We start from the raw sequence: 21,188 nt of genomic DNA on the forward strand, positions 1-21,188 counted from the left end.
GACCCAGTGGGCGGCATGACCGGGATGACCGGGAGCAGGCGTGCCGCAACGACCGCCGCGTCGGTCGCTGCGGCCGCCGCTCTGGCGCTGACCGGATGCGCTGGCGGCTCCGGCACATCGACGGCGCCAGGGCCGACCGGGTCTCCGTCGCCGCCGACCGCGCACTTCAGCGCGGGCGGGGTGGACGTGTCCTTGACCGTCGTCAGCTGGGACGGCGACAGCGGCACCCTCTCGGTCCGCTTCACGCCGCTGAAGCCGACGTACCACCTGTACAGCATCACCCTCCCGCCCGGCGGGGTGGACGGCGTGGGCCGGCCGACCGCGGTCGGCCTGCGCGGCGCGCTGGCTGCCACAGGGCGGCTGACGACCACCGCGCCCCTGCGCCCGCTGAGGCTGCCGGGAGTGGCCCAACCGCTGGAGGTCTACCCGGACGGGCCGCTGACCGCGACCCTCCCGATCCGGCGCAGCGGGCAGGGCGAGGCGGTGGCCCTGGTCAGCTACGCCGCGTGCAGCGAGACCTACGGTTGCCAGATTCCCGTCGCCGACCACCGCGTCGACCTGGCCGTGAGGAGTTCGTCCATCTCGCTCGACGCGGCGGGCTGATCCGAGAGCCCGTCAGTCAGGCACCCGCTCAGGCGTCCTGGTCCTGGAACGCCGCGGCGGGCAGCAGCGGGCCCAGGGCGCCGAGGGCCGCGCCGACGCAGACGTCCCGCAGCTGCTCGCGGGTGCAGGTCGGCTCGGTGAGCCAGTCGACGACCAGGACCTGGACGAAGACCAGCCAACTGCGCAGCACGCTCGAGACCGCCTCCCGGCCGTGCTCGTCGGCGAGCGGGAGGACGGCGAGCAGGCGCGTGCGCAGCGCGTCCAGCTCGCCCGTCATGATCGCCTGGATCACCGGATCGCCGGCGAGCACCCGGTTCGCGGTCAGCACGGCGTTGCGGTTGGCGACGAAGTAGTCGAGGTGCACGTCCATCCCCTGGACGAGCTGTTCGAGGAGCGAGTCGGCCGGATCGATCCGCGTCCGGGCGAGCAGGCTGTCGGCCGCCTCCTGGTACACCGCGGCGAAGAGCGCGTGCTTGCTGGGGAAGTGACGGTAGAGCAGCGCCCGGGACACCCCGCCCTGCTGGGCGACCTCCTCCATCAGCACCTCCTCGTAGGGGCGCTCGGCGAAGAGCCGTGCACCCACGGCGAGCAACTGGGCGCGCCGCTCGGCCGGACTGAGGCGCTTGCGGGGTGGTGGCACGCGACCCAGCTTACTTGACACGTGTCTACTAGGTCGGCCTACTCTGGACCAAGAGCTAGTAGACACGCGTCAACTAAGCGATCACGGGGTGAGCGCCATGGCCAGAACTCTCCGCGTACTCGTCCAGCTCATGGGGTGGTCCTGCGTGGCCATCGGGCTGTTCCACGTCGTCGCCGGAAACGCGGCGATCCCCGGCGCCGAGCACGCCGGCACGACCGTCGACAGCTGGGGCCGCTTCATGGGCGCGAGCTTTGCCGGCTACGGCCTGGCCTGGCTCTGGGCCGGCCGCCAGCACCCGGTCCCGGCTTCGGCGGTCCGCTGGCTCGCCGCCGTCTTCCTCCTCGGCGGCGTCGGCCGCCTGCTCTCCCTCGCCCTGCACGGCTGGCCGCAGTGGTTCCAGATCGCCCTCTCGGTGATCGAACTTGGCCTGCCCCCGGTCTACTTCTGGCTGGCCCCGGCCGACGAACGCGCCACGAAGGCAGCACTGGCCGCCACCGACGCCCCTCGGGGACGGGAGGCCACGGCCTCCGCCGCCCCCGAGGTCCGCTCCTGAGGTCAGCAGCCGTTCAGCCCTGCAGGGCGCGGCCTTCGGGGTAGGCGAGGGCCGCGGCGGGCAGGGACTCCTCGCGGCCGCTGCGCAGGACGGTGAGGGTGCCCTCGCCGGCCTCGCGCAAGGGACGGGCCCGGCGCAGGGCCTGCTCGACGACGGCGCGGGCGGAGCCGAAGAGCCGCAGCTCCGGGCAGGTCTCCGCGAGTGCCGCACTGATCTCGGCGGCGAGCAGCTCGTAGTGCGTGCAGCCGAGCACGAGCGCCCGGGTGCCGGGAGGCGTCTGCGCCGCCGCCGTGGCGACGATCGCGGCGATCTCCTCCGGTCGCGCGTACTCGACCGCGTCGGCCAGCCCGGGGCACGGGATCTCGGAGACGTCCGCGCCGGCCGCGAAGTCGCGGATCAGACCGCGCTGGTAGGCGCTGCCGGTGGTGGCCGGGGTGGCCCAGATCGCGACCGCCCCGCCGTCCGCGGCGGCGGGCTTGATCGCGGGCACGGTACCGATCACGGGGATGTCCGGCTCCAGCTCCGCGCGGATCGCGTCGAGGGCGTGGACGGACGCGGTGTTGCAGGCCACGACGAGCGCGTCCGGCTTCTGCTCGGCGGCGGCGCGGGCCACGGCCAGGGCGTGCGCGGTGATGTCCTCGGTCGTGCGAGGACCCCAGGGCATTCCGTCGGGGTCCTGGGACAGCACGAGGTCCGCGTCGGGACGCAGCGCGCGCAGAGCGGCAGCGGCGGGGAGCAGGCCGATTCCGGAGTCCATCAGTGCGATCTTCACAGCTCTCGCTGCACCTCCGTAGCTTGCCTCTGGCCAGCGGAAAGCCATCGGAAGCGCTCTGCCGGACACCAACGGACGCAAGTCTATGCGGCAGAGCCCTGAGGGACGGCGCTACCCCGCAGGGAGCGGCCCTCGCCCACGCCTGCAGCCCTCAGGATCGCCTGCGGCCGGCCCTCAGCGAGAGGGAAGCGGTGCGACCGGCCGGACGGCGGTGAATCCGCTGTGCTCGTACCGGATGGCGGACAGCAGGAGCACCCACTCGTCACACCCCTGCCAGGGGTGGACGTCGGACGCGCCACCGCGCACCGCCCGGGGCCCGTCGCCCACGCGCGGACGGCCGTCGGCCGGAGCGTCCACGAAGCCGGGGATCCAGACGTCGGCGCAGATCTCGTTCGCCGAACCCATCGCCGCCAGTCCGTACGCGTTCTCCGCTGCGGCCGTCCGCGCCGGGTCGCCGAAGTGGTCGAGCAGTTGCTCCTCGCCGGGCTTGTGGTCACCGCGGAAGGTCAGCGTCGTGGTGCCGGCCCGTGCCGCGTACTCCCACTCGGCCTCGCTGGGCAGCCGGAACGGCAGCGCCTCCAGCAGATCCTCCAGCTCGTCCTCGAGTCGGGCCGTGCCGGAGTCGTTCCCGGCGTAGTCGTCCTGGTAGTCGGGCAGCCAGTGGCGGACCTGGGCGACGGTCAGCGGATGGCGGGCGATCAGGAACGGTTCGACTCGCACCTTCCGTACCGGCCGGGCGTCCCCCGCGCCGGCGAAGAACGGCTCGACGGTGTCCTCGACCCCTCCGCTGCTCTCGATGGCGCGCACCGCGTCCAGTTCGGCATCCGACAGTCCCATGAGGAACGTGCCACCGGGCACCTCCCGGAACTCCACACCCGATGCCGCATGCCGCCATGCCGGGCGCCCCGCCACGATCGCTTCGCTCCACATGGCAGCGGACCCTAACAGCTCGACGGCACGGAGCTGATCGTGTCCCCAACGCGTACCAGGGCGCCGCGCCCGCCCGTCGGCTGTCGCTCGCCGTCCGAGCCGAGTGGCATACTCGCGCGCGTGACGGTGCTGACCTTGATCGCGTGCCTGTCCCTGCTCGCCTGGCTCTGGCTGACCTTCTGCCAGGGCGGATTCTGGCGCACCGACGTACGGCTGCCGCCCCGTGACGCGGACGGGGCGCGGCCCTCCGTGGCCGTCGTCGTCCCGGCCCGCGACGAGGCGGAGGTACTGCCGCTGAGCCTCCCGTCGCTGCTCGCCCAGCGCTACGCGGGCGAGGCCCGGGTGATCCTGGTCGACGACGGCAGCACCGACGGCACCGGCGACCTCGCCCGCAGGCTCGGCGAGGCGCCCGGCGCGCTGCCGCTGACGGTGACCTCGCCGGGCGAACCGCCGGCCGGGTGGACCGGCAAGCTCTGGGCGCTGCGGCACGGCGTCGAGCTGGCCGGGGACGTCGAGTACCTGCTGCTGACCGACGCCGACATCGCGCACGAGCCCGACTCGTTGGAGGGCCTCGTCGCCTCCGCCGAGAGCGGAGCGCGCTACGACCTGGTCTCGCAGATGGCGCGGCTCAGCGTCCGCACCCGCTGGGAGCAGCTGATCGTGCCGGCCTTCGTCTACTTCTTCGCCCAGCTCTATCCGTTCCGCTGGAGCAACAAGCCCGGCTCGCGGACGGCCGCCGCGGCGGGCGGCTGCACACTGGTGCGCCGAGAGGCCCTCGCCCGCGCGGGCGGCGTGGCCGCGATCCGGGGCGCGGTGATCGACGACGTGAACCTGGCCCGGCTGGTGAAGCGCGGCGGCGGCCGCACCTGGCTCGGCCTGGCGGACCGCGTCGACAGCGTCCGCCCCTACCCGGAGCTCGGACAGCTGTGGCGGATGGTCTCCCGCAGCGCGTACGCGCAGCTGCGGCACAACGTGTTCCTACTGGCCGGCACGGTCCTGGGGCTGACGCTCGTCTACCTGGTCCCGCCCGCCCTGACGGTCGTCGGGGCGGTGACCCTGCGACCGCTCGTCGCGCTGCCCGCGCTCGCGGCGTGGGCGCTGATGACGCTGACCTACCGCCCGATGCTCGCCTACTACGGCCGCCCCACCCGCGAGGCGCTGCTGCTGCCCTTCACGGCCGGGCTCTACCTGCTGATGACCGTCGACTCGGCGGTCCAGCACTGGCGCGGCCGCGGCGCGGCCTGGAAGGGCCGGACGTACCCGGCGCCGGAGAAAGCCAGTGCACTCAGGGACGTGGCAGAACGCTAGGGGCGCGGGGCTCCGCCGAGAGGCGGCTCCGCCGCGTGGGCGCGACAAGCCACGCGGGCGATGTCTCCCCGAACGCGCAGGCCACTCACAGCGTGGTGGCCCGCGCCCACGTCCGGGGGCACCGCCCGGCCCAAGGCCGGGGGCGGAGCCGCCTGTCGGCAGCCCCGCCCCCCTGGAGGCTTCGCCTCCTGGCCTGTGCAGCTACAGGGCGACGCCCATCAGCGCGTCGACCAGGCGGGAGACGAGGCCCGGCGCGCCGGTGTCCTCGCCGCCCTCGGTCTCCTGCTTCGCCGCCCAGGCGTCGACCGCCGCGAGCGCGCGCGGGGAGTCGAGGTCCTCGGTGAGCGCGGCGCGGACCTCGGCCAGCAGCGCGGTCGCGTCCGGGCCGTCCGGACGGGAGACCGCCGCGCGCCAGCGCGCCAGCCGCTCCTGCGCGCCGGTCAGGTCGGCGTCGGTCCACTCCCAGTCGCTGCGGTAGTGGTGGTTCAGCAGCGCGAGCCGGATCGCGGCCGGATCGACCCCGTCGCGCCGCAGCGCAGAGACGAAGACGAGGTTGCCACGCGACTTCGACATCTTCTCGCCGTCGAGGGCGACCATGCCCGCGTGCACGTAGTGCCTGGCGTAGGGGTGGGAGTCGGTGTGCACCTGGGCGTGCGAGGCGCCCATCTCGTGGTGCGGGAAGACCAGGTCGCTGCCGCCGCCCTGGATGTCGAAGCCCATCCCGATGTGCTGCAGCGCGATCGCCACGCACTCGATGTGCCAGCCGGGACGGCCGTGGCCGAGCTCGGTCTCCCAGGCAGGCTCGCCGGGGCGCTGCGCCAGCCACAGCAGCGGGTCGAGACGGTTCTTCTTGCCCGGACGGTCCGGGTCGCCGCCGCGCTCGCCGAAGTAGCGGAGCATGGTCTCGGCGTCGTAGCCGGAAACCTCGCCGAAGCGCTTGTCGGAGGCGATCGAGAAGTAGACGTCGCCGTCCAGCTCGTAGGCGGCGCCCTTGGCCAGCAGGTCCTGGACCATCGGCACGATCAGCGGGATCGACTCGACCGCGCCGACGTAGTGGGCCGGGGGCAGCATCCGAAGCGCCGTCATGTCCTCGCGGAAGAGCGCGGTCTCACGCTCCGCCAGTGCCACCCAGTCCTCGCCGGTGGCGACGGCCCGCTCCAGCAGCGGGTCGTCGATGTCGGTGACGTTCTGCACGTACACGATCTGGTGGCCCGCGTCCAACCAGATGCGCTGCACCAGGTCGAAGGCGTTGTACGTGGCCGCGTGGCCGAGATGGGTGGCGTCGTAGGGGGTGATGCCGCAGACGTAGAGCCGAGCGGTCGGCCCGGGGGTCGTGGTCTGCAGCTCGCCCGACGCGGTGTCGTGGATGCGCAGAGGCTGCCCCTTGCCTGGTAGCAGGGGCACCTCGGAAGCGGGCCAGGCATGCATAGCCTCGACTCTAACCGGCTGATCATTCGATCCGCTAACGACCTTCTCGGTCAATCGGCCGAGGTCACCGCCGAAATCCCCCCAAGCCGTACCATTGCGGCCCCCGCCGGCCCGCAGGCATGGGAAGCGCCACGCCGGGGAAGTCGATCAGCAGCTCATCGGCCCATCGGGTTCGGTGAGGGCTCCGTCGGGTTTGGCAAGAGTTCGATCAGTTTCAGTAGGTTTCGGTCGAGTCAGGAGCGCTGTGGACATCCTGGTGGTCCAGCACGAGGACGGCACCGGCCCGGGTCTCGTCGGTGCCGCGCTGGAGGCCGACGGCCTCCGCCTCGACCTGAGGCATCCGTGGGCGGGGCTTCCGCTCCCGTCCTCGCTGGTCGGTCACGACGCCCTGCTGGTGCTCGGCGGCGCGCCCAACTGTGAGGACGACGCGGCCGCGCCGTGGCTCCCGGCCGTGCGGACCCTGATCCGCGAGGCGGTCGGACGTGGCGTGCCGTTCCTCGGCATCTGCCTCGGCGCCCAGATCGCGGCCTCCTGCCTGGGCGGCCGGGTCGTGCGCCGCAGCGGGCCACCGGAGCTGGGCGCGGTGCCCCTGCGCCGGCTCCCGGCCGCGACGGACGACCCCGTCCTCGGGGCCGTCCCTGACGGCGCGCGGGCGGCCCAGTGGCACTGGGACGAGATCGCCGAGCTCCCGCCGGGTGCGACGCCCCTGCTCACCGGCGACGACTGCCGCCACCAGGCCTTCCGTCTCGGCGCCACGGCCTGGGGCGTCCAGTTCCATCCGGAGGTCCTCGCCGCCGACGTCGTCCCGTGGGTCGCCTCCGACGGCCCGGCGGCCCGCGAGGCCGGCGCCGACCCCGACGCCGCCCTCGCCTCCCTCCACACGGCCGAGCCGCAGCTCCGTTCGGTCTGGACGTCGACGTCCCACGCCTGGGGCGGCGTCATCCGCGCCCACGCGAGCGCGACACGCCGCTGACGCCCCCGCTCCCCACTGCCGGGATCAGCGCTGCGCCGCGCGGAGGTTGCTGACCAGGGCGAGGAACAGCCCGTAGTTGGGGATCTGGGCGATCGGCTTGGCCGCCAGCGCGGTGCGGCGGCCGTGGACCATGACGCGCACCGAGCCCTGACCGACGGTGATGCGGTCGAGCAGCGGCCAGGTGACGGTCCCCTTGGTGCCGCACACGAGACCCTGCTGGGTGACCGTGAAGGGCCCGAACGGGACCGGGTAGCCGGCCTGGGCGGCGGCGAGGACCCGCGGGAGCTGCGCCTCGACGACGCCCTGCTGGACCGTCTGGATGAGGTGCTGGATGTTGTCGTAGAACTGCGTCAGCTTGGTGCTGCGGCCGTCCGGCTCGGTCAGGGTGAGCAGGTACTGCGTGTTGGTCCTGACGCCGTTGTAGTAGCTCTCGGTGATCCTCTGGTGGGCCGTCAGCGTCGCGAAGCGGTGGACCGCGACGGGACCGTTCACGTCGTACACGACGACGCCGCGCTGGTGCAGGTCGACGCGCTTGGCGGCGGCCTTCTTCGAGTGGTTGGGGAGCCGCAGGACCATCACCAGGAAGAAGATCGCGATCGGGCTCAGGACGACCGAGGCGAACAGCGCGACGATCATGAACCACATGACGAACTGCCGCCCCGTGCCCCATCGCTTGGCCCAGTAGGTGAAGACGCCGGGGCCGAGCTCCGACTCGTCGACGACGAGCCCCTGGGGAGCGGTGGGGGCGTAGGGAACGGTCATGGAGGCTTCCTCGGGCAGAGCGCGGCCGTTGCGGGCGGCGACACTATGCCGGACCGCGCCCTGAGGCCGCCACCGCGGCGAGCGTTTTGCCGCGATCCTCCTGTCCGGGGCGGCGAACCGAAAGCCGAAAACGGCTCAGATCGGCGGCCAGGGCACGGCCGGCCAGTCCGCGGAGGGGTAAGGGTGGTGGCCCTCCTTCAGCAGGTCGTCCACCCGGGCCCCGGCCGCGGCGATCTCCGCCGCAGTCAGCAGCGGTGCAAGCGCCGCGCCGAGTGCGCCGTCCAACTCCACACGCAGACGGCCCAGGGCCTCCGTCGCCTCGGGGGCCAGCGGCTCGCCCGCCCAGCCCCAGAGCAGCGTGCGCAGCTTCCCGGGGACGGCGAAGGTGACGCCGTGGTCGATGCCGTAGAGGCGGCCGTCCGCCGCCGTCAGCAGGTGGCCGCCCTTGCGGTCCCCGTTGTTGAGGACCGCGTCCAGGACGGCGAGGCGGCGCAGGCGTTCGTCGTCGGCGTGGACGAACAGCGCGGTGCGGCCGGGCTCGACCTCGGCGAGGCCGATGGCGCGCCAACCGGGCTCCGGCTCCTCCCCCGGCTGCAGGCTCAGCAGCTCCGGCGCCTCCGGGTCGGGCTCGACCCATATCTGGCACATGCCCTCGCCGAACGGCCCTTCGCGCAGCGCCGTCGGCGGGACCAAGCCCCAGCCCATCGCGGCGGAGACCAGGTAGGCCGCGGTCTCGCGGCCCGCGAGCGTGCCGTCGGGGAAGTCCCACAGCGGGCGCTCGCCGCGCACCGGCTTGTAGACGCAGACGGCACTGTCACCGCCCGGCACACCGTCTCTCCCGCCGGCTGCCCCGTCGGTTTCCGGGGCCGAGACGGTGCAGTAGAAAGCCGCGTTGGAGGCGTCGGTGATCCGCCCATGCACCGTCAGCTCGCCGTCGCGCAGCAGGGCCAGCGCCCGGTCCGGGTCGGCCGCGAGGGCCGCGCACGCGGCCGGGTCGGCCTGCGGCACGCCGACCGGCTCCGGGCTCGGCGCCGGGCCGTCCGCGTTCAGCGCCGGTAACCGTTCTGACGCGGGCACACATGGCCCTCCGGATCGAGCGGCAGACTGCAGAACGGGCACGGCGGCCGGCCGGCCGCGACCAGATCCAGCGCGCGCTTGGCGAAGACGCGGGCCATCGCGCCGTTCAGGCGCACCCGCAGCAGCGAGGGGCCCTCCTCCTCGTCCTCGAAGAGGGTGGGCTCGTCGGCCTCGTCCTCCCCCTCGACGACCTCCTGCGCCTCGACGACCAGCAGCTGCACCGTTTCGTCCCAGGCCAGCGCCATGGTGCCGACCCGGAACTCCTCCTCGACGGGGGAGTCCAGCGGGGCGGAGTCCATCATCTCCGGCGGAGCCAGGGCCGGCACGGTCGTGCTGCCGCCCGAGCGGCGCACGACCTCGTCGAGCAGCTCCTCGACCCGCTCCGCCAGCGCGGCGACCTGGCCCTTCTCGAGCAGCACGGTGGTGATCCGGCCGCGGGCACTGGCCTGCAGGTAGAAGGCGCGGTGGCCCGGCTCGCCGACCGTGCCGGCCACGAAGCGCTCGGGGGGGTCGTAGAAGAACACCTGGCGGGGCACGATGTCTGCTCCACGGAATCGGAGGGGGCGACTGTCTGGTCGAGTCCTGGTGATACCGAAACGATCTCGCGATCGATCTATTCCACCCTACCCACTGGTCACCGGGTTCCGGTGTCGCCGCCCACCACTGCGTCGTCGCCGCCGCCCGCGCCGTCCTCCCCCTCGGCGGGGCGCGGACGCGGCGCGAGGCCGCCGAGCTCGCCCGTGTCGCCGAGCCGCAGCAGGTAGGGCCGGGTGGCGGTGTAGCGCAGCGCGGTGACGGAGGCGGGCTCGACCGAGATGCGCTGGAAGAGGTCCAGGTGCAGGCCGAGCGCGTCCGCGACGATGGCCTTGATCACGTCGCCGTGGCTGCAGGCCAGCCAGACGGCGTCCGGCCCGTGCTCCCGGGCGACCTCGGCGTCCCACTCGCGCACGCTCTCCACGGCGCGACGGCTGAGCTCGCGCAGCGACTCGCCCTCGGGGCCGGGGAAGGTCGCAGCGGACGGCTGCGCCTGCACCGTGGCCCACAGCGGCTCCTTGGCCAGCTCGGCCAGCGGGCGGCCGGTCCAGTCGCCGTAGCGGCACTCCCCCAGACGCTCGTCCAGCCGCATCGTCAGCTCCGGCCGGGCCGTGAGCAGTGGCGCGAGGGTCTGCCGGCAGCGGTCCAGCGGGCTGCTGACCACCGTCGCCACGGGAAGCCCGGCCAGCCGCTCGGCCAGCGCCTTGGCCTGCTGCTCGCCGTGTTCGTCCAGGGCGACGCCGGGGCTCCACCCGGCGAGGATCCCGGAGGAGTTCGCGGTGGATCGGCCATGTCGGACCAGCAGCAGAGTCGGCATGCTGCCCAGCCTAAAACAGCCGGGTCCGGTCAGTGCCGGCCTGTCAGTGCCCGCTGCTACGTTCACGGACATGACGACAACGAAGTCGCCCCACACGGGGACGGAGAAGGAGATCCTGCTCCACAGCATGGAGCGCCACCGCACCGCCGTGCGCTGGAAGCTCGAGGGCCTGGACGACGAGCAGCTGCGCCGGCAGCTCGTGCCGTCCGGCACGTCGCTTCTCGGCCTGGTCAAGCACCTGGCCGCGGTGGAGTACGGCTGGTTCTGCGAGACCTTCGGGGCGAAGAGCGAGCCGCTGCCCTTCGACGACGACGACACCGACGCCGACCTGCGCGTCGAGCCGGGCGAGACGACGGCCGACCTCCTCGCCTTCTACGACCGTGCCTGCGCGGCGGCCAACGCCGTCATCGTCTCGACGGATCTGGACGCCACGGGCACCTCCTGGTCCGGTGCCGAGGTCTCGATGCGCTGGGTCCTGGTCCACATGATCGAGGAGACCGCTCGCCACGCCGGGCACGTGGACATCCTCCGCGAGCTCCTCGACGGCATGACGGGCGACCACGACCGCTCCCCGGCCGCCGACGCCGCGACCGCCGAGCCGACCGGGACCGCGCCGGAGACGTCCGTCTGAGCGGCTCGCCGCCGCCTCACTGAGGCGGCGTCAGCCGCCCCAGGCCACCTTCCAGCAGCGCGAACGCATGTTCCGCGTCGGCCTCCGCGCCGGCGTAGCGTGCGTCGGCCGACTCCCCGTCCGCCATCCGGTGGGCGTTGTCCTGCGACAGCGCCCACTGCACCGCGACGATCTGCACGGCGGCCAGGCGCGCCGTGAGTTCCGGTGTGTCCGCGGTCTCCCGCAGGGCCCGCGCGAGTGAGCGTTCCGCGCCGGACTTGAAGGTCTCCATCCGGGCCACCAGCGAGGGCGAGTCGAGGATCATCCGGGTGAGCCGCAGCACCTGGGGGTGGTCGTTGAGCCCGCTGATCGGGTCCCGCTCGCGCAGTCCGTGGAGGAAGTGCTCGCGCACCGCGGCCAGCGGGTCCGTGCCGGGCTCACGGGCCCGCACGACGCGCGCGAGTTCGGTCTCGTGGTCCGCGAGGCGATGGACCACCAGGTCTTCCTTGGTCGGGAAGTAGGCGAAGAGGGTGCGCTTGGACACCTCAGCCGCCTCGGCCACCCGAGCCACCGACACCTGGTCGAAGCCGTGCTCGAGGAAGAGCCCGATCGCGGCGTCGGAGATCGCCGCGTGCGTCCGCTGCTTCTTCCGTTCCCGCAGCCCCGGCTTGCTCTCGTCCACGATCTCCACGGTAACAGCCGGCTCCCCCGAGAGCATTTCTGCACTTGGTATACTTTTACTCCGGGGATAGTCAGGCGAAGGAGTGAGGGCATGACGGAGTTGGAGACCGAGGTCGTCGTCGCGGGCGCGGGGCCGACCGGGCTGATGGTGGCGAGCGAACTGGCGTTGGCCGGGGTCGAGACGCTGGTGCTGGAGAAGCTCGCCGAGCGCAGCCGGCAGGTGAAGGGCGGCGGTATCCAGCCCCGCACCGCCGAGCTGCTGGAGCTGCGCGGCCTGCTGGAACCGCTGCTGTCCCGGGCGACCTCGCGCGAGCCTGTGGGTGGTCACTTCGCGGCCCTCCCCGTCCCGCTGGACTGCACACCCTGGCAGACCCGGCACCCGTTCCCGATCGCGATCCCGCAGTGGGAGATCGAGGAGGTGCTCGAAGAGCGGGCGGTCAAGGGCGGCGCTCGCGTGCTGCGCGACGCCGGTGTCACCGGCGTCGCGGCGGACGAGGACGGCGTGGTCGTGACGGCAGACGGCCTGCAGGTGCGCGCCCGCTACCTGGTGGCCTGCGACGGCGGCCACAGCACCGTGCGGAAGCTGCTCGGGCTGCCGTTCCCCGGCCGCCCGGGGACCCACCAGGCGGTGCTCGCCGACATCCAGCTCACGTCCGTGTCGCCGCTGGTCCCACAGCAGCTGGGCCACATGAGCACGCTCACCCGCCAGGCCGGCGGCTACTGGGCCATGACGGCGCCGCTCGGCGACGACCGTTACCGCCTGACCTTCGGACGCACCGGCCCCGCCGACGAGACGGCCCTGACGGAATTCGACCGCGACGCGCCCGTCACGCACGACGAGATCGCCGCCGCCCTGGAGGCCGTCTACGGCCCGGAGACCACCCTGGGCGCGGTCGCCAACGCGTCACGGTTCAGCGACGCCACCCGGCAGTTGGAGCAGTACCGGGCGGGCCGCGTCCTGTTCGCCGGGGACGCCGCCCACATCCACCCGCCGCTGGGCGGGCAGGGCCTGAACCTCGGCCTCCAGGACGCGTTCAACCTCGGCTGGAAGCTGGCCGCCACGCTTCAGGGCCGTGCCGCGCAGGGTCTCCTGGACAGCTACCACACCGAACGCCACCCGGTCGGCGCGCAGGTCATCCACCACACCTCGGCCCAGCGCGTCCTCGCGGACCCGCACCCCACCAAGGACGTGGCCGCGCTGCGCGACATCGTCGTCGACCTGCTGCGCCTGCCCGACGCCAACCGTCACATCGCCGGCCTGATGTCCGGCCTCTCCCTGCACTACCCGCTTCCGGGCGACCACCCGCTCACCGGCCACCGTCTCCCCGACGCCGAGCTGCACACCGCCACCGGGACCACGCGCCTGTCCGCGCTCTTCGCCTCCGGCCACGCGGTCCTCCTCGACCTCACCGGAGCGCTCCCGTCCGACCTCCGGCTCCCGCCCGGCATCGACCTCGTGCGCGCCGCCTGCGCGGAGGGCCTGGGCGCCTCCGCCCTTGCCGTCCGTCCGGACGGCTATGTCTGCTGGGCGACAGCCAACGCCACCGCGGACGTGGACGTGGACGAGCTTCGCGCCGCGATCACGGACTGCATCGCCAAGTAGCGCCGGAGGGACGGGGCTTCAGCGGTCGTGCAGGGGTTTGCCCGCGGTCGGTCGGGAGCAGGTTCGGGGCGCCTGCCGCACCGTGCCGGTCCCGAGGAAGGCGGACACCAGCCCATGTTCGAACTCCACGCTCTGCGTGACCTGTTCGCCAGGACCCCGGGCCAACGGCTCGGCCCCGAGCCGTACACGGCGGACTTCGAGGAGCGGTTCCGGCGCATCGGGACGGACGGCTTCTGGAAGCTGGAGTGCCGCCAGGACTACCAGGAGCACGGGTTCCCGAGCTGGGAGGCGTTCCGAGAGGGCGACTGGACCGGCGCCCTGAAGCTGATCGACGACCTGCGGCCCGAGTTCGAGCGCGACCGCGCGCAGCTCGTCGCCGCCGGCATCGGGCACCACCGGGTCCGCGTGGTCACGGAGCCGCTCAGCCCATACGTGCAGTGGGAGCTGCACATCCTGCACGCCAAGGACCACTACGGCGAGAACGTCCGGGTGCTCACCACCGCCCAGGCCCCAGATCTCCCGGACCTCGTCGTCCTCGGCGACGAGGCGGTGTACGACGTCCACCACACCGGCGACGGCACGCCCGCCGGAGCGACCCGCTACACCGACACCCCGCTCGTCCGCGCCGCACGCACCCTGGTCCAGCGCCTGCACACATCCGGCGAACCGCTCCGCAGCTACTTCCCCCGCGCAGTCGCCGGCCCCACCCCGCCCTGCGGGTGAAACCGGGCCCGCACCACGGGCACGCCCAACAGCAAGGCCGACGTGGTCAGCTGACGCAGACCAGTCCCAGCAAGCAGAGGGTGGGTGGGGTCGTGGAGCTGGTGGCGGGCGAACTCGTGCTGGAGCTCGGCTGCGTGGTGGCGGTCGTGGGGGTCGACGTCGGGGTGGCGGCGGTGGACGGCGGCGCGGTGGGGGTGGTGCGCGGCGCGCGCGGAGCGGCAGGGCGGACCGAGGCCTGCCGAGTCCCGGCTTGGGTACCCGCCGGAGCGACCGCCTGCGTACTCGAGGCCGCAACGGAACGACCCTGAGCGACGGGCTGCCGGTCCGTGGTGGCCTGCGTCGACGCCGACACCGACTGCTGCTGTGTCGAGGTGGCCACGGGATGCGCCGGTGTGGGGCCGGCGGCACTTGACGGAGTGCCGACCGGATCCACTGTCTGCGGCGCCGTAGCCGCGTTCGGGTGCCCGGGGGGCGCGTTGTCCGGCAGGGCCGCAAGCGTCAGGCCTCCGCCGAACAGCGCGAAGACGGTCGCGGTGGCGGCCCTGCGCTTGTGCTTCTTCAGCTGTGCCAGGTTCCGTCGCCGCGCGGCGCGCCCGCCGACGGCCGCGGAGACCGGCGCCGGCTCATCGGGTATCGCGGTCGCCGGCTCGCTGTTCCCCGCGGAGCGGGAGTCGGTCAGGAAGTAGGTGCCGCAGCCCGGACACGACAGAGCTCCGTTGACGTGCCGACGGCACGAAGCGCAGTAGTCCACGAGCGGCATCCAGGGATCTCGAACAGAATCTCGCACTGGATCACCGTAAGCACCTCCCGAGGACAGGGCGTGGGGGCATGGTGAGGCTCTTGGAGAGATCCGATGCCCGGCAGCCGCGTCCGCAACCCCTCGGCGGCTGCGGACGCTTCAGCGACTGCGTGCTAGGCCAGGCCGGCCTGGTCGAGGGCCTCGACGGCGGTGCGCAGGGCGAGGATGCGCTCGTCGAGGGTGAAGCCGCCCGGGGAGAGGTTGACGGTGGTGACGCCGGCGGCCGCGTAGGCCTGGAGGCGGTCGGCGATGCGGTCGCGGGTGCCGACGAGGGTGGTGGAGTCGATGAGCTGCTGCGGGACGGCGGCCGCGGCGGCGGCCTTGTCGCCGGAGAGGTAGAGCTTCTGGATCTCCTCCGCCGCCTCCTCGTAGCCCATGCGGCAGGCGATGCGGTTGTAGAAGTTCTGCTCCTTGCTGCCCATGCCGCCCACGTAGAGCGCGGTGTAGTGGCGGAAGATGTCCGCCGCCGCGGCGAGGTCCGCCTCGCCGTCGCTGGCGGCGACCGCGATCGGGACGTTGGGGGCGACGTCGAAGCCGTCCAGGGTCAGGCCCGCCTTCTCCCGGCCCGTGCGGACGGAGGCGAGGGAGAGCTCGGCCTGCTCCGGGGCGAAGAAGATGCCGAGCCAGCCGTCGGCGATCTCGCCGGTCAGCTCCAGGTTCTTCGGGCCGATGGCGGCGATGTAGAGCGGGATGTGCTCGCGGACGGGGTGGATCGTCAGCTTCAGGGCCTTGCCCGGGCCGCCCGGCAGCGGAAGGGTCCAGTTGGCGCCGTCGTGGGTGACCCGCTCGCGGGCCATGGCCTTGCGGATGATCTCCACGTACTCGCGGGTGCGGGCCAGCGGCTTGTCGAACTTGACGCCGTACCAGCCCTCGGAGACCTGCGGACCGGAGACGCCGAGGCCGAGGCGGAAGCGGCCGCCGGAAAGGGTGTCCAGGGTGGCCGCGGTCATCGCCGTCATCGTGGGCGTACGGGCCGGGATCTGGAAGATCGCCGAGCCGACGTCGATCCGCTCGGTCTTGGCCGCCACGTAGGCCAGCACGGTCGCGGCGTCGGAGCCGTAGGCCTCCGCCGCCCAGCAGACCGAGTAGCCGAGGCGGTCTGCCTCCTGCGCGACGGCGATGTTGTCGGCGTCGTTGCCGAGCCCCCAGTAACCGAGGTTGATCCCGAGTCGCACGCTGTTGCCTCCTGACGAGCGGGCCGTCGGCGCTGCCTTGATGGGCGCCTGGGCCGACTCTAGTCCGCGGGTCGGCACGGGACTACTGGCAAGTAGCAAGCGTGGGGGCGCTCACACGTCGGGACACGCCGCCGAGCGGGTGATCCCCGATGCCCCCGGGGGCAGGTCGATCCGCGTAGGCTCGCCCCGCGTCCACCGCATCTCCCCACCGCCATCACGGACGACAGACAGAAGGCAGCCTCCCGTGCAGCAGCGTCATCTGGGCCGTACCGGCCTGCGCGTGTCCCGCCTCGGACTGGGCACCATGACCTGGGGCCGGGACGTGGACGAACACGAGGCCGCCGACCAGCTCAAGGCCTTCGTCGATGCGGGCGGCACGCTCGTCGACACCGCCGACGTCTACGCCGACGGCGCCGCCGAGTACCTTCTCGGGCAGCTGACCGAGAGTCTGGTCCCCCGGGCCGAGCTGGTGATCGCCACCAAGGCCGGCAGCGTCCCGGACCGGGACCGCCGCTTCGACGGCTCGCGCGGCCACCTGCTCCAGGCGCTCGACGCCTCGCTCAACCGCCTCGGCACCGACTACGTGGACCTCTGGCAGGTCCACGCGTTCGACGAGGACACCCCGATGGAGGAGACGCTCCAGGCGCTCGACCTCGCCGTCTCCAGCGGTCGGGCCCGCTACGCGGGCGTCAGCAACTACTGCGGCTGGCAGCTGGCCAAGGCCGCGACCTGGCAGCGCGCCGTCCCCGGCCGGACCGCGCTCGCCGGGACGCAGATGGAGTACTCGCTGCTGCAGCGGGGGATAGAGCGCGAGGTGCTGCCCGCCGCGCTGGACGCGGGCATCGGGGTGCTGGCCTCCTCCCCGCTCGGCCGCGGCGTGCTGACCGGCAAGTACCGGCACGGCACCCCGCCGGACTCGCGCGGCGCGTCCCCCTCCTTCGGCGCGTTCGTGCAGCCGTACCTCGACGAGCGCGGGCGGCGGATCGTCGACGCCGTGACGACCGCCGCCGACGGGCTGGCGACGACGCCCATGCAGGTCGCCCTGGCGTGGGTGCGCGACCGCGCGGGCGTGACCGCGCCGGTCCTCGGCGCTCGCACGGCCTCGCAGCTCCAGGCCGCGCTCCAGGTCGAGCGGCTGGTCCTGCCCACGGAGATCCGCGCCGCGCTCGACGACATCTCCGCGCCGGTGCACGTCTACCCGGACCAGCACTGGACGGCGCTGTACTGAGTCGGTAAGCGGTGCGGACAAGCGGTGCGCGGTGGTGTCAGTGCGGACCGATAGCGTTTCCCGGGTAAGGAACAGTCCCCACCCGAAGGGTCAGCACCGATGACCGACAGCGCAGCCATGGTCACCGAGCAGCTCGCCGAGGCGATCCGCGCGGCGGACGGCCGGGCGCAGGACGTCGACGCGCAGGCGCGCGACGCGCTGGCCGACACGGCGGCCGTTCTGGGTGAGGGCGGCGCGCCCGCGGCGCTCGCGGGCGCGGTGGTGGCCAGCCTCGGCGAACGTGCGGCGGAGCTGCTGCGAGAGGACCCGTGGGCCGTCCTCGGCGTCCCCGGCGTGCAGCCGTCCAACGCGGACGCCTTCGCCCGCGGGCTGCTGGGCGCGGATGCCGCGCCGGGCGACGCGCGGCGCGCGGGCGCGCTGGTCCAGTGGCTCCTGGAGCGCGCGGCACTGCACGGCCACACGGCCGTCGACCTCGCCGAGATCCGCGCGGGCCTCGCCCGCGAGGGCGTGCCCGATCCCGATGACGCCCTGCTCGCGGTCGTGACGGACGGGCACGTCATGACCTTCCAGGAGGAGGGCGACGACGAGGACGAGTCCGAGGACGGCCCGGTCGGCCGCGTCCTGCTCGCCCTCGACCGTCTCGCCCTGGCCGAGGAGAGCCTGGCGGACGGCCTCGTCCGCCTCGTCTCCACCTTCCCCGGCCGCGACGCCGCGCCGGGCGGCGAGCAGTGGTCCGCAGAGTCGCGCGAGGCCGCCTTCGGCGCGGGTGAGGACGCCACCGCGGATGGCGAGTTCGCGGCGGCGGACGAGCTCGGGACGGACGGCCCAGCGGGCACGGCCGAAGCCCGGGGCGACGCGCACGCCACCGACGCCGACGGCGGCGAGCCCGGGGCGGACGGCCCTGCGGGCACAGCCGAAGGCCGACGCGGCGCGCCGGAGGCGCGTGGCGACGGCGACGGGCCCGAGGCGGACAACCCCTTGGGCACGGCCGAAGGCCGGGGCGACGCGCACGCCACGGACGCCGACGGCGGCGAGCCCGGGGCGGACGGCCCTGCGGGTGCGGACGGAGCGCGGGGCGACGCGCACGCCGCCGGGGGGCCTCACGCCGAGGCAGCCAGTGACAGTGCCCGCGTCGGCGGCGCCGACGCCCGGCGCCCCGGGTGGGAGGAGGTCGTGGCGAGCGCGCCCAACTCCTCCGCCGCCGCGCTGATCCGCGCCGTCGCGGACGCGCCGCTGGTGCTGCACACCGGCGGGGAGACCGCACGGAACGAGCCGGTCGCGCTGCTGCGCGCCGCGCGCGAGCTCGGCCTGCGCGCCACCCTCGCGGCAGCGCACGCCGACAGCGCCTCCCGGCTGAACGGCGGCGTGGGCACCACGGGAGAGCCCGCCGACACGGCGACTTCCGCCACGTCGGCCCTCGGTGCCGACGATGCGGGCCACAGCATGCGGCCCGAGGAGGCCGGCGCGCTGCCGCTGGCGCAGGTGCTCGCGACGACACCTCGGGACGGGGACGGCACGCTCGCGCTCGATCTGCTGATCGTCTGCGACGCCCCCTCGCTCGACATCGAGCTGGCCGCGACGCTCGTCGAGTCGCTGGCCGACGGCGCGCGGCTGGTGTTCAGCGGGGATCCGGGGGATCTGTGGTCGCCCGGTCCGGGGCGGGTGTTCGCCGATCTGCTGGCGGCCAGGCCCGGCCCGGTCGTGGCCTCGCGGCAGCCGGACTTCGGGCCGATCGGCGAGCTCGTCTCGGGCATCGGCATCGGCGAGTTCGAGCCCGTCGGCTCCCCCGACAAGGAGGTCGTGCTGGTCCAGGCCCGGGACGGGGCCGAGGCGGTGCACCGGGCCGTGCAGCTGGTCGGCGACTCGATCCCGCGGGCGCTCGGCATCCCGGCCGAGCAGGTCCGGGTGCTGACGCCGGTCCACGCGGGGCCGGCCGGCACGCGCGCGCTCAACACGGCGCTGAAGGCCCGACTGAACCCTGGCCCGGGCCAGTTCGGCGGCTTCGACGCGGGCGACGCCGTCGTCCACGCACCCTCGCCCAGCGCGCTGCGCGAGGGCGTGGTCCGTCGCGCGGTGCCGGAGGGTCTGGAGATCGCCTTCGGCGACGAGACCGCGGTCGTCGCGCGTGAGCGCATCGGCGAACTCCGCCATGGCTGGGCGCTGACGGCGCACCAGGCCGCGGGACGCCGCTGGCCCGGCGTTGTCGTCGTGGCCACGCCCGAAGCGGGCCCGGAGCTGACCCGTCAGTGGCTCTACACCGCGTGCGGTCGCGCGGAACGACACCTGTCCCTGGTCAGCGGGATGGCCCCGGCCGCCCTCCAGCAGAACGTGGCCGCCCAGGTGGCCCGTCCCCGCACCACGCGCCTGCGCGCCATCCTGGTCGGCGAGTGACCGACGGCGGGGTCCGCGGACGTCAGCGCGGTTCGAGGGCCTCGGCCAGCCAGGTGTACGCCGCCACCCGGGACGTCGGCGGCTGCTGACCCTGCATGACGGCCAGCAGCCGTCGGTAGCGCTCGAGCCGGTCGTCGACGCCCGCGTCGAGCTGGGCCCGCAGCCGGGCACGGACCGCTGCGCGGCGCTCGGGGCCGGGGTCGTCGAGCAGGCGGTCGACCACCTCCGCCGCGCCGCGCGCATCCGGTGCGAGCCCGTCGCGCAGCGCCGCGCCGACGGTGCTGTCGAGGCTCTGCGCGAAGAGACACGTTGGAGGAGAAGACGCAGGCGCGCGCCTCAGCTGGGGTCGGCGGGCTCCAGCTCGTCGTCGTAGTCCTCGATGACGTCGAAGCGGCAGATCAGCAGGTCCTCGTCCGCGACGTCGAACGGTTCGGCAAGCCACTCGCCCGGCTCTGCCACCGGCTCGCTCGCGACGACCCAGAGCGTGGAGTCGCCCTCCTCCAGGCCGAACTCGGCCGCGTGGTGGGCCACACGGTCGGGCTCGTAGTCGCCGAAGAGCGCGCGCAGCGACGCCGCGACAGTGGTGCCGCCGACGGTCTCGCGCAGCAGGCCCGGGTCGGTGACGGTGTAGTCGCGGCGGATCAGGACGGAGACCGCCTCGGGCTCGATGCGGTCGAGCAGGCCGTTGCCGCCGGGGCGGGGGACCTCGAAGGGGGTGAACTCGTCGTGGACGCGGTCCAGCAGGTCGTCGTAGACCTCCGCGGCGTCGGCGAGGGTCTCGTACGCGCCGGCGACCCGGGGGTCCCCCACGCCCGCTCTCCCCTCCACCGCGGCGAGATGCGCGTCGATCGCGGCCTTGACGGCCTCCGCGGCAATGCGTACCTGGGCGATCTGAGCTTCCGTGGGACGCGCGACATCAGACATGGCACGCACGCTAGTCGGTCGCGGGTGCTCTGCGCACGGGTGTTATCCGGGTCGTAGTAATCCGATCACGGGAACCTTCCGCGTCGGTTGCCGGAACGCCGCCCTGGGCAGCCTTTCTGGAGCCGGGCCGATCCCGGTCGTACGCTTGTCCTCTGTCGGCCCGCGGGAGGAAGTGACTTGACCCCATCTCTGAGCAAGCCGCCGCGCAAGATCGTGCGGCAGCCCGAGTACGAGTTCCGCTCGTTGCTGCTGCCGCGCACCGTCTCGCGGAACGAGGCGCGCGCGCTGCTGACCGAGCAGGCGGAGTACGGTCACTGGGAGCTCGACCGCCTCCGCCTGTACCCGGACGGGCGACGCAAGATCACACTGAAGCGGCGGATCATCCGCCAGGTGCGCAGCCCGCTCAGCAGCTTCCTCGACGACTAGGTCCTGGACGACCAGGAGCCGGCCTCAGCCGACCGGGGCCGCCCAGGCCCTGCTACGCCCCGCGCCGCGTGCGGCGGTAGAGCAGCGCGCCGCCGGCCGTCACCAGGACGCCCGCGGCCCCCATGATCATGGCTTCTTCGCCGCCACCGGTCTCGGCCAGGTGGCCGGTACCCGGCGAGGAGACGTTCTGCGGCGGCGGGGGCTGCTGGGCCCCCCTGTTTCCGCCGTTGC

23 protein-coding genes and 1 pseudogene are annotated in these 21,188 nt (G+C 73.6%); 11 read left to right on the top strand and 13 right to left on the bottom strand.

Features of this window, described 5'->3' with window-relative positions; translation table 11 throughout:
* Positions 1-603, top strand: a pseudogene (locus TR49_RS14020) (hypothetical protein); the annotation flags it as partial.
* A gap of 28 nt (positions 604-631) precedes the next feature.
* On the opposite strand, the gene TR49_RS14025 reads toward TR49_RS14020, so the two are convergent.
* Positions 632-1,243, bottom strand: a complete 612-nt coding sequence (locus TR49_RS14025; protein ID WP_042381461.1) for a TetR/AcrR family transcriptional regulator — start codon at positions 1,241-1,243, stop codon at positions 632-634.
* Between the two features lie 97 nt (positions 1,244-1,340).
* Between TR49_RS14025 and TR49_RS14030 the strand changes: the two genes are divergently transcribed.
* Positions 1,341-1,796: a DUF4345 domain-containing protein gene (locus TR49_RS14030; RefSeq protein WP_042381711.1), complete on the top strand. Its 456-nt coding sequence runs from the start codon at positions 1,341-1,343 to the stop codon at positions 1,794-1,796.
* Positions 1,797-1,809: 13 nt separating this feature from the next.
* Here the strand turns inward: TR49_RS14030 and TR49_RS14035 are convergent, their stop codons facing one another.
* Positions 1,810-2,568 carry a glutamate racemase gene (locus TR49_RS14035; protein WP_042381463.1) on the bottom strand — a complete coding sequence of 253 codons (759 nt, stop codon included), beginning with the start codon at positions 2,566-2,568 and terminating at the stop codon, positions 1,810-1,812.
* 174 nt (positions 2,569-2,742) lie between these two features.
* Positions 2,743-3,498 (bottom strand): formylglycine-generating enzyme family protein, encoded by a 756-nt coding sequence (locus tag TR49_RS14040; RefSeq protein WP_042381464.1) that lies wholly within the window; start codon positions 3,496-3,498, stop codon positions 2,743-2,745.
* A gap of 120 nt (positions 3,499-3,618) precedes the next feature.
* Between TR49_RS14040 and TR49_RS14045 the strand changes: the two genes are divergently transcribed.
* Positions 3,619-4,806 carry a glycosyltransferase gene (locus tag TR49_RS14045; protein WP_042381466.1) on the top strand — a complete coding sequence of 396 codons (1,188 nt, stop codon included), beginning with the start codon at positions 3,619-3,621 and terminating at the stop codon, positions 4,804-4,806.
* A 201-nt stretch (positions 4,807-5,007) separates the two neighbouring features.
* Here the strand turns inward: TR49_RS14045 and mshC are convergent, their stop codons facing one another.
* A complete protein-coding gene (mshC, locus tag TR49_RS14050) occupies positions 5,008-6,234 on the bottom strand; it encodes a cysteine--1-D-myo-inosityl 2-amino-2-deoxy-alpha-D-glucopyranoside ligase (protein ID WP_042381468.1) in 1,227 nt (408 codons plus the stop codon).
* A gap of 244 nt (positions 6,235-6,478) precedes the next feature.
* On the opposite strand from mshC, the gene TR49_RS14055 reads away from it, so the two are divergent.
* Positions 6,479-7,207 (top strand): type 1 glutamine amidotransferase, encoded by a 729-nt coding sequence (locus TR49_RS14055; RefSeq protein WP_052434286.1) that lies wholly within the window; start codon positions 6,479-6,481, stop codon positions 7,205-7,207.
* A gap of 24 nt (positions 7,208-7,231) precedes the next feature.
* Here the strand turns inward: TR49_RS14055 and TR49_RS14060 are convergent, their stop codons facing one another.
* The 4 genes from TR49_RS14060 to TR49_RS14075 all read right to left on the bottom strand — a co-directional run bounded on the left by TR49_RS14060 (position 7,232) and on the right by TR49_RS14075 (position 10,397).
* Positions 7,232-7,969 (bottom strand): DUF6585 family protein, encoded by a 738-nt coding sequence (locus TR49_RS14060; RefSeq protein ID WP_042381474.1) that lies wholly within the window; start codon positions 7,967-7,969, stop codon positions 7,232-7,234.
* 135 nt (positions 7,970-8,104) lie between these two features.
* Entirely contained in the window at positions 8,105-8,920 is an 816-nt protein-coding gene (locus TR49_RS14065; protein ID WP_052434295.1) for an SCO1664 family protein, read from the bottom strand.
* A 95-nt stretch (positions 8,921-9,015) separates the two neighbouring features.
* Complete coding sequence (locus TR49_RS14070) at positions 9,016-9,582, bottom strand: DUF3090 domain-containing protein (RefSeq protein ID WP_042381477.1); 567 nt, start codon at positions 9,580-9,582, stop codon at positions 9,016-9,018.
* Positions 9,583-9,680: 98 nt separating this feature from the next.
* Entirely contained in the window at positions 9,681-10,397 is a 717-nt protein-coding gene (locus tag TR49_RS14075) for a histidine phosphatase family protein (protein ID WP_042381479.1), read from the bottom strand.
* Positions 10,398-10,467: 70 nt separating this feature from the next.
* Between TR49_RS14075 and TR49_RS14080 the strand changes: the two genes are divergently transcribed.
* Positions 10,468-11,028, top strand: coding sequence for a DinB family protein (locus TR49_RS14080; RefSeq protein ID WP_042381481.1), 561 nt, complete (start codon positions 10,468-10,470; stop codon positions 11,026-11,028).
* Between the two features lie 16 nt (positions 11,029-11,044).
* Here the strand turns inward: TR49_RS14080 and TR49_RS14085 are convergent, their stop codons facing one another.
* Positions 11,045-11,725, bottom strand: coding sequence for a TetR/AcrR family transcriptional regulator (locus TR49_RS14085; protein ID WP_174501577.1), 681 nt, complete (start codon positions 11,723-11,725; stop codon positions 11,045-11,047).
* Positions 11,726-11,779: 54 nt separating this feature from the next.
* On the opposite strand from TR49_RS14085, the gene TR49_RS14090 reads away from it, so the two are divergent.
* The 3 genes from TR49_RS14090 to TR49_RS42735 all read left to right on the top strand — a co-directional run bounded on the left by TR49_RS14090 (position 11,780) and on the right by TR49_RS42735 (position 14,322).
* Positions 11,780-13,291 (top strand): FAD-dependent monooxygenase, encoded by a 1,512-nt coding sequence (locus TR49_RS14090; protein ID WP_042381486.1) that lies wholly within the window; start codon positions 11,780-11,782, stop codon positions 13,289-13,291.
* A gap of 114 nt (positions 13,292-13,405) precedes the next feature.
* A complete protein-coding gene (locus tag TR49_RS14095) occupies positions 13,406-14,014 on the top strand; it encodes a DUF6879 family protein (protein WP_084724886.1) in 609 nt (202 codons plus the stop codon).
* A gap of 80 nt (positions 14,015-14,094) precedes the next feature.
* Entirely contained in the window at positions 14,095-14,322 is a 228-nt protein-coding gene (locus TR49_RS42735) for a hypothetical protein (protein WP_152627253.1), read from the top strand.
* A gap of 604 nt (positions 14,323-14,926) precedes the next feature.
* Here TR49_RS42735 and TR49_RS14105 read toward each other — a convergent pair.
* Positions 14,927-15,988, bottom strand: a complete 1,062-nt coding sequence (locus TR49_RS14105) for an LLM class F420-dependent oxidoreductase (protein ID WP_042381490.1) — start codon at positions 15,986-15,988, stop codon at positions 14,927-14,929.
* A gap of 244 nt (positions 15,989-16,232) precedes the next feature.
* Between TR49_RS14105 and TR49_RS14110 the strand changes: the two genes are divergently transcribed.
* Together TR49_RS14110 and TR49_RS44820 are read left to right on the top strand one after the other, a co-directional pair.
* Positions 16,233-17,216 (top strand): aldo/keto reductase, encoded by a 984-nt coding sequence (locus tag TR49_RS14110; RefSeq protein WP_042381492.1) that lies wholly within the window; start codon positions 16,233-16,235, stop codon positions 17,214-17,216.
* A 99-nt stretch (positions 17,217-17,315) separates the two neighbouring features.
* Positions 17,316-19,607 (top strand): ATP-binding domain-containing protein, encoded by a 2,292-nt coding sequence (locus tag TR49_RS44820; protein WP_052434287.1) that lies wholly within the window; start codon positions 17,316-17,318, stop codon positions 19,605-19,607.
* 22 nt (positions 19,608-19,629) lie between these two features.
* Here TR49_RS44820 and TR49_RS14120 read toward each other — a convergent pair whose 3' ends face one another.
* The gene (locus TR49_RS14120; protein ID WP_042381493.1) at positions 19,630-19,830 is read right to left on the bottom strand and encodes a hypothetical protein; all 201 of its coding nucleotides are present in this window, start codon (positions 19,828-19,830) and stop codon (positions 19,630-19,632) included.
* Between the two features lie 113 nt (positions 19,831-19,943).
* The gene (locus TR49_RS14125) at positions 19,944-20,531 is read right to left on the bottom strand and encodes a hypothetical protein (RefSeq protein WP_042381496.1); all 588 of its coding nucleotides are present in this window, start codon (positions 20,529-20,531) and stop codon (positions 19,944-19,946) included.
* A 213-nt stretch (positions 20,532-20,744) separates the two neighbouring features.
* On the opposite strand from TR49_RS14125, the gene TR49_RS14130 reads away from it, so the two are divergent.
* Positions 20,745-20,957, top strand: a complete 213-nt coding sequence (locus TR49_RS14130) for a DUF5703 family protein (protein ID WP_042381717.1) — start codon at positions 20,745-20,747, stop codon at positions 20,955-20,957.
* Between the two features lie 52 nt (positions 20,958-21,009).
* On the opposite strand, the gene TR49_RS45520 is transcribed toward TR49_RS14130, so the two are convergent.
* On the bottom strand, positions 21,010-21,117 hold the full coding sequence (locus tag TR49_RS45520) for an LPXTG cell wall anchor domain-containing protein (RefSeq protein ID WP_268874081.1): 108 nt from the start codon (positions 21,115-21,117) through the stop codon (positions 21,010-21,012).
* Positions 21,118-21,188 lie beyond the last annotated feature (71 nt).

It is taken from the genome of Streptacidiphilus melanogenes, from assembly GCF_000787835.1.
GTDB lineage: Bacteria > Actinomycetota > Actinomycetes > Streptomycetales > Streptomycetaceae > Streptacidiphilus > Streptacidiphilus melanogenes.

Bases quoted from the DNA above. Each gene is read 5' to 3' on its own strand.
- TR49_RS14030 (WP_042381711.1), top strand. From the start codon at position 1,341: ATGGCCAGAACTCTCCGCGTACTCGTCCAGCTCATGGGGTGGTCCTGC.
- TR49_RS14040 (WP_042381464.1), bottom strand. From the start codon at position 3,498: ATGTGGAGCGAAGCGATCGTGGCGGGGCGCCCGGCATGGCGGCATGCG.
- mshC (WP_042381468.1), bottom strand. From the start codon at position 6,234: ATGCATGCCTGGCCCGCTTCCGAGGTGCCCCTGCTACCAGGCAAGGGG.
- TR49_RS14060 (WP_042381474.1), bottom strand. From the start codon at position 7,969: ATGACCGTTCCCTACGCCCCCACCGCTCCCCAGGGGCTCGTCGTCGAC.
- TR49_RS14075 (WP_042381479.1), bottom strand. From the start codon at position 10,397: ATGCCGACTCTGCTGCTGGTCCGACATGGCCGATCCACCGCGAACTCC.
- TR49_RS14080 (WP_042381481.1), top strand. From the start codon at position 10,468: ATGACGACAACGAAGTCGCCCCACACGGGGACGGAGAAGGAGATCCTG.
- TR49_RS14085 (WP_174501577.1), bottom strand. From the start codon at position 11,725: ATGCTCTCGGGGGAGCCGGCTGTTACCGTGGAGATCGTGGACGAGAGC.
- TR49_RS14090 (WP_042381486.1), top strand. From the start codon at position 11,780: ATGACGGAGTTGGAGACCGAGGTCGTCGTCGCGGGCGCGGGGCCGACC.
- TR49_RS14095 (WP_084724886.1), top strand. From the start codon at position 13,406: ATGTTCGAACTCCACGCTCTGCGTGACCTGTTCGCCAGGACCCCGGGC.
- TR49_RS44820 (WP_052434287.1), top strand. From the start codon at position 17,316: ATGACCGACAGCGCAGCCATGGTCACCGAGCAGCTCGCCGAGGCGATC.
- TR49_RS14125 (WP_042381496.1), bottom strand. From the start codon at position 20,531: ATGTCTGATGTCGCGCGTCCCACGGAAGCTCAGATCGCCCAGGTACGC.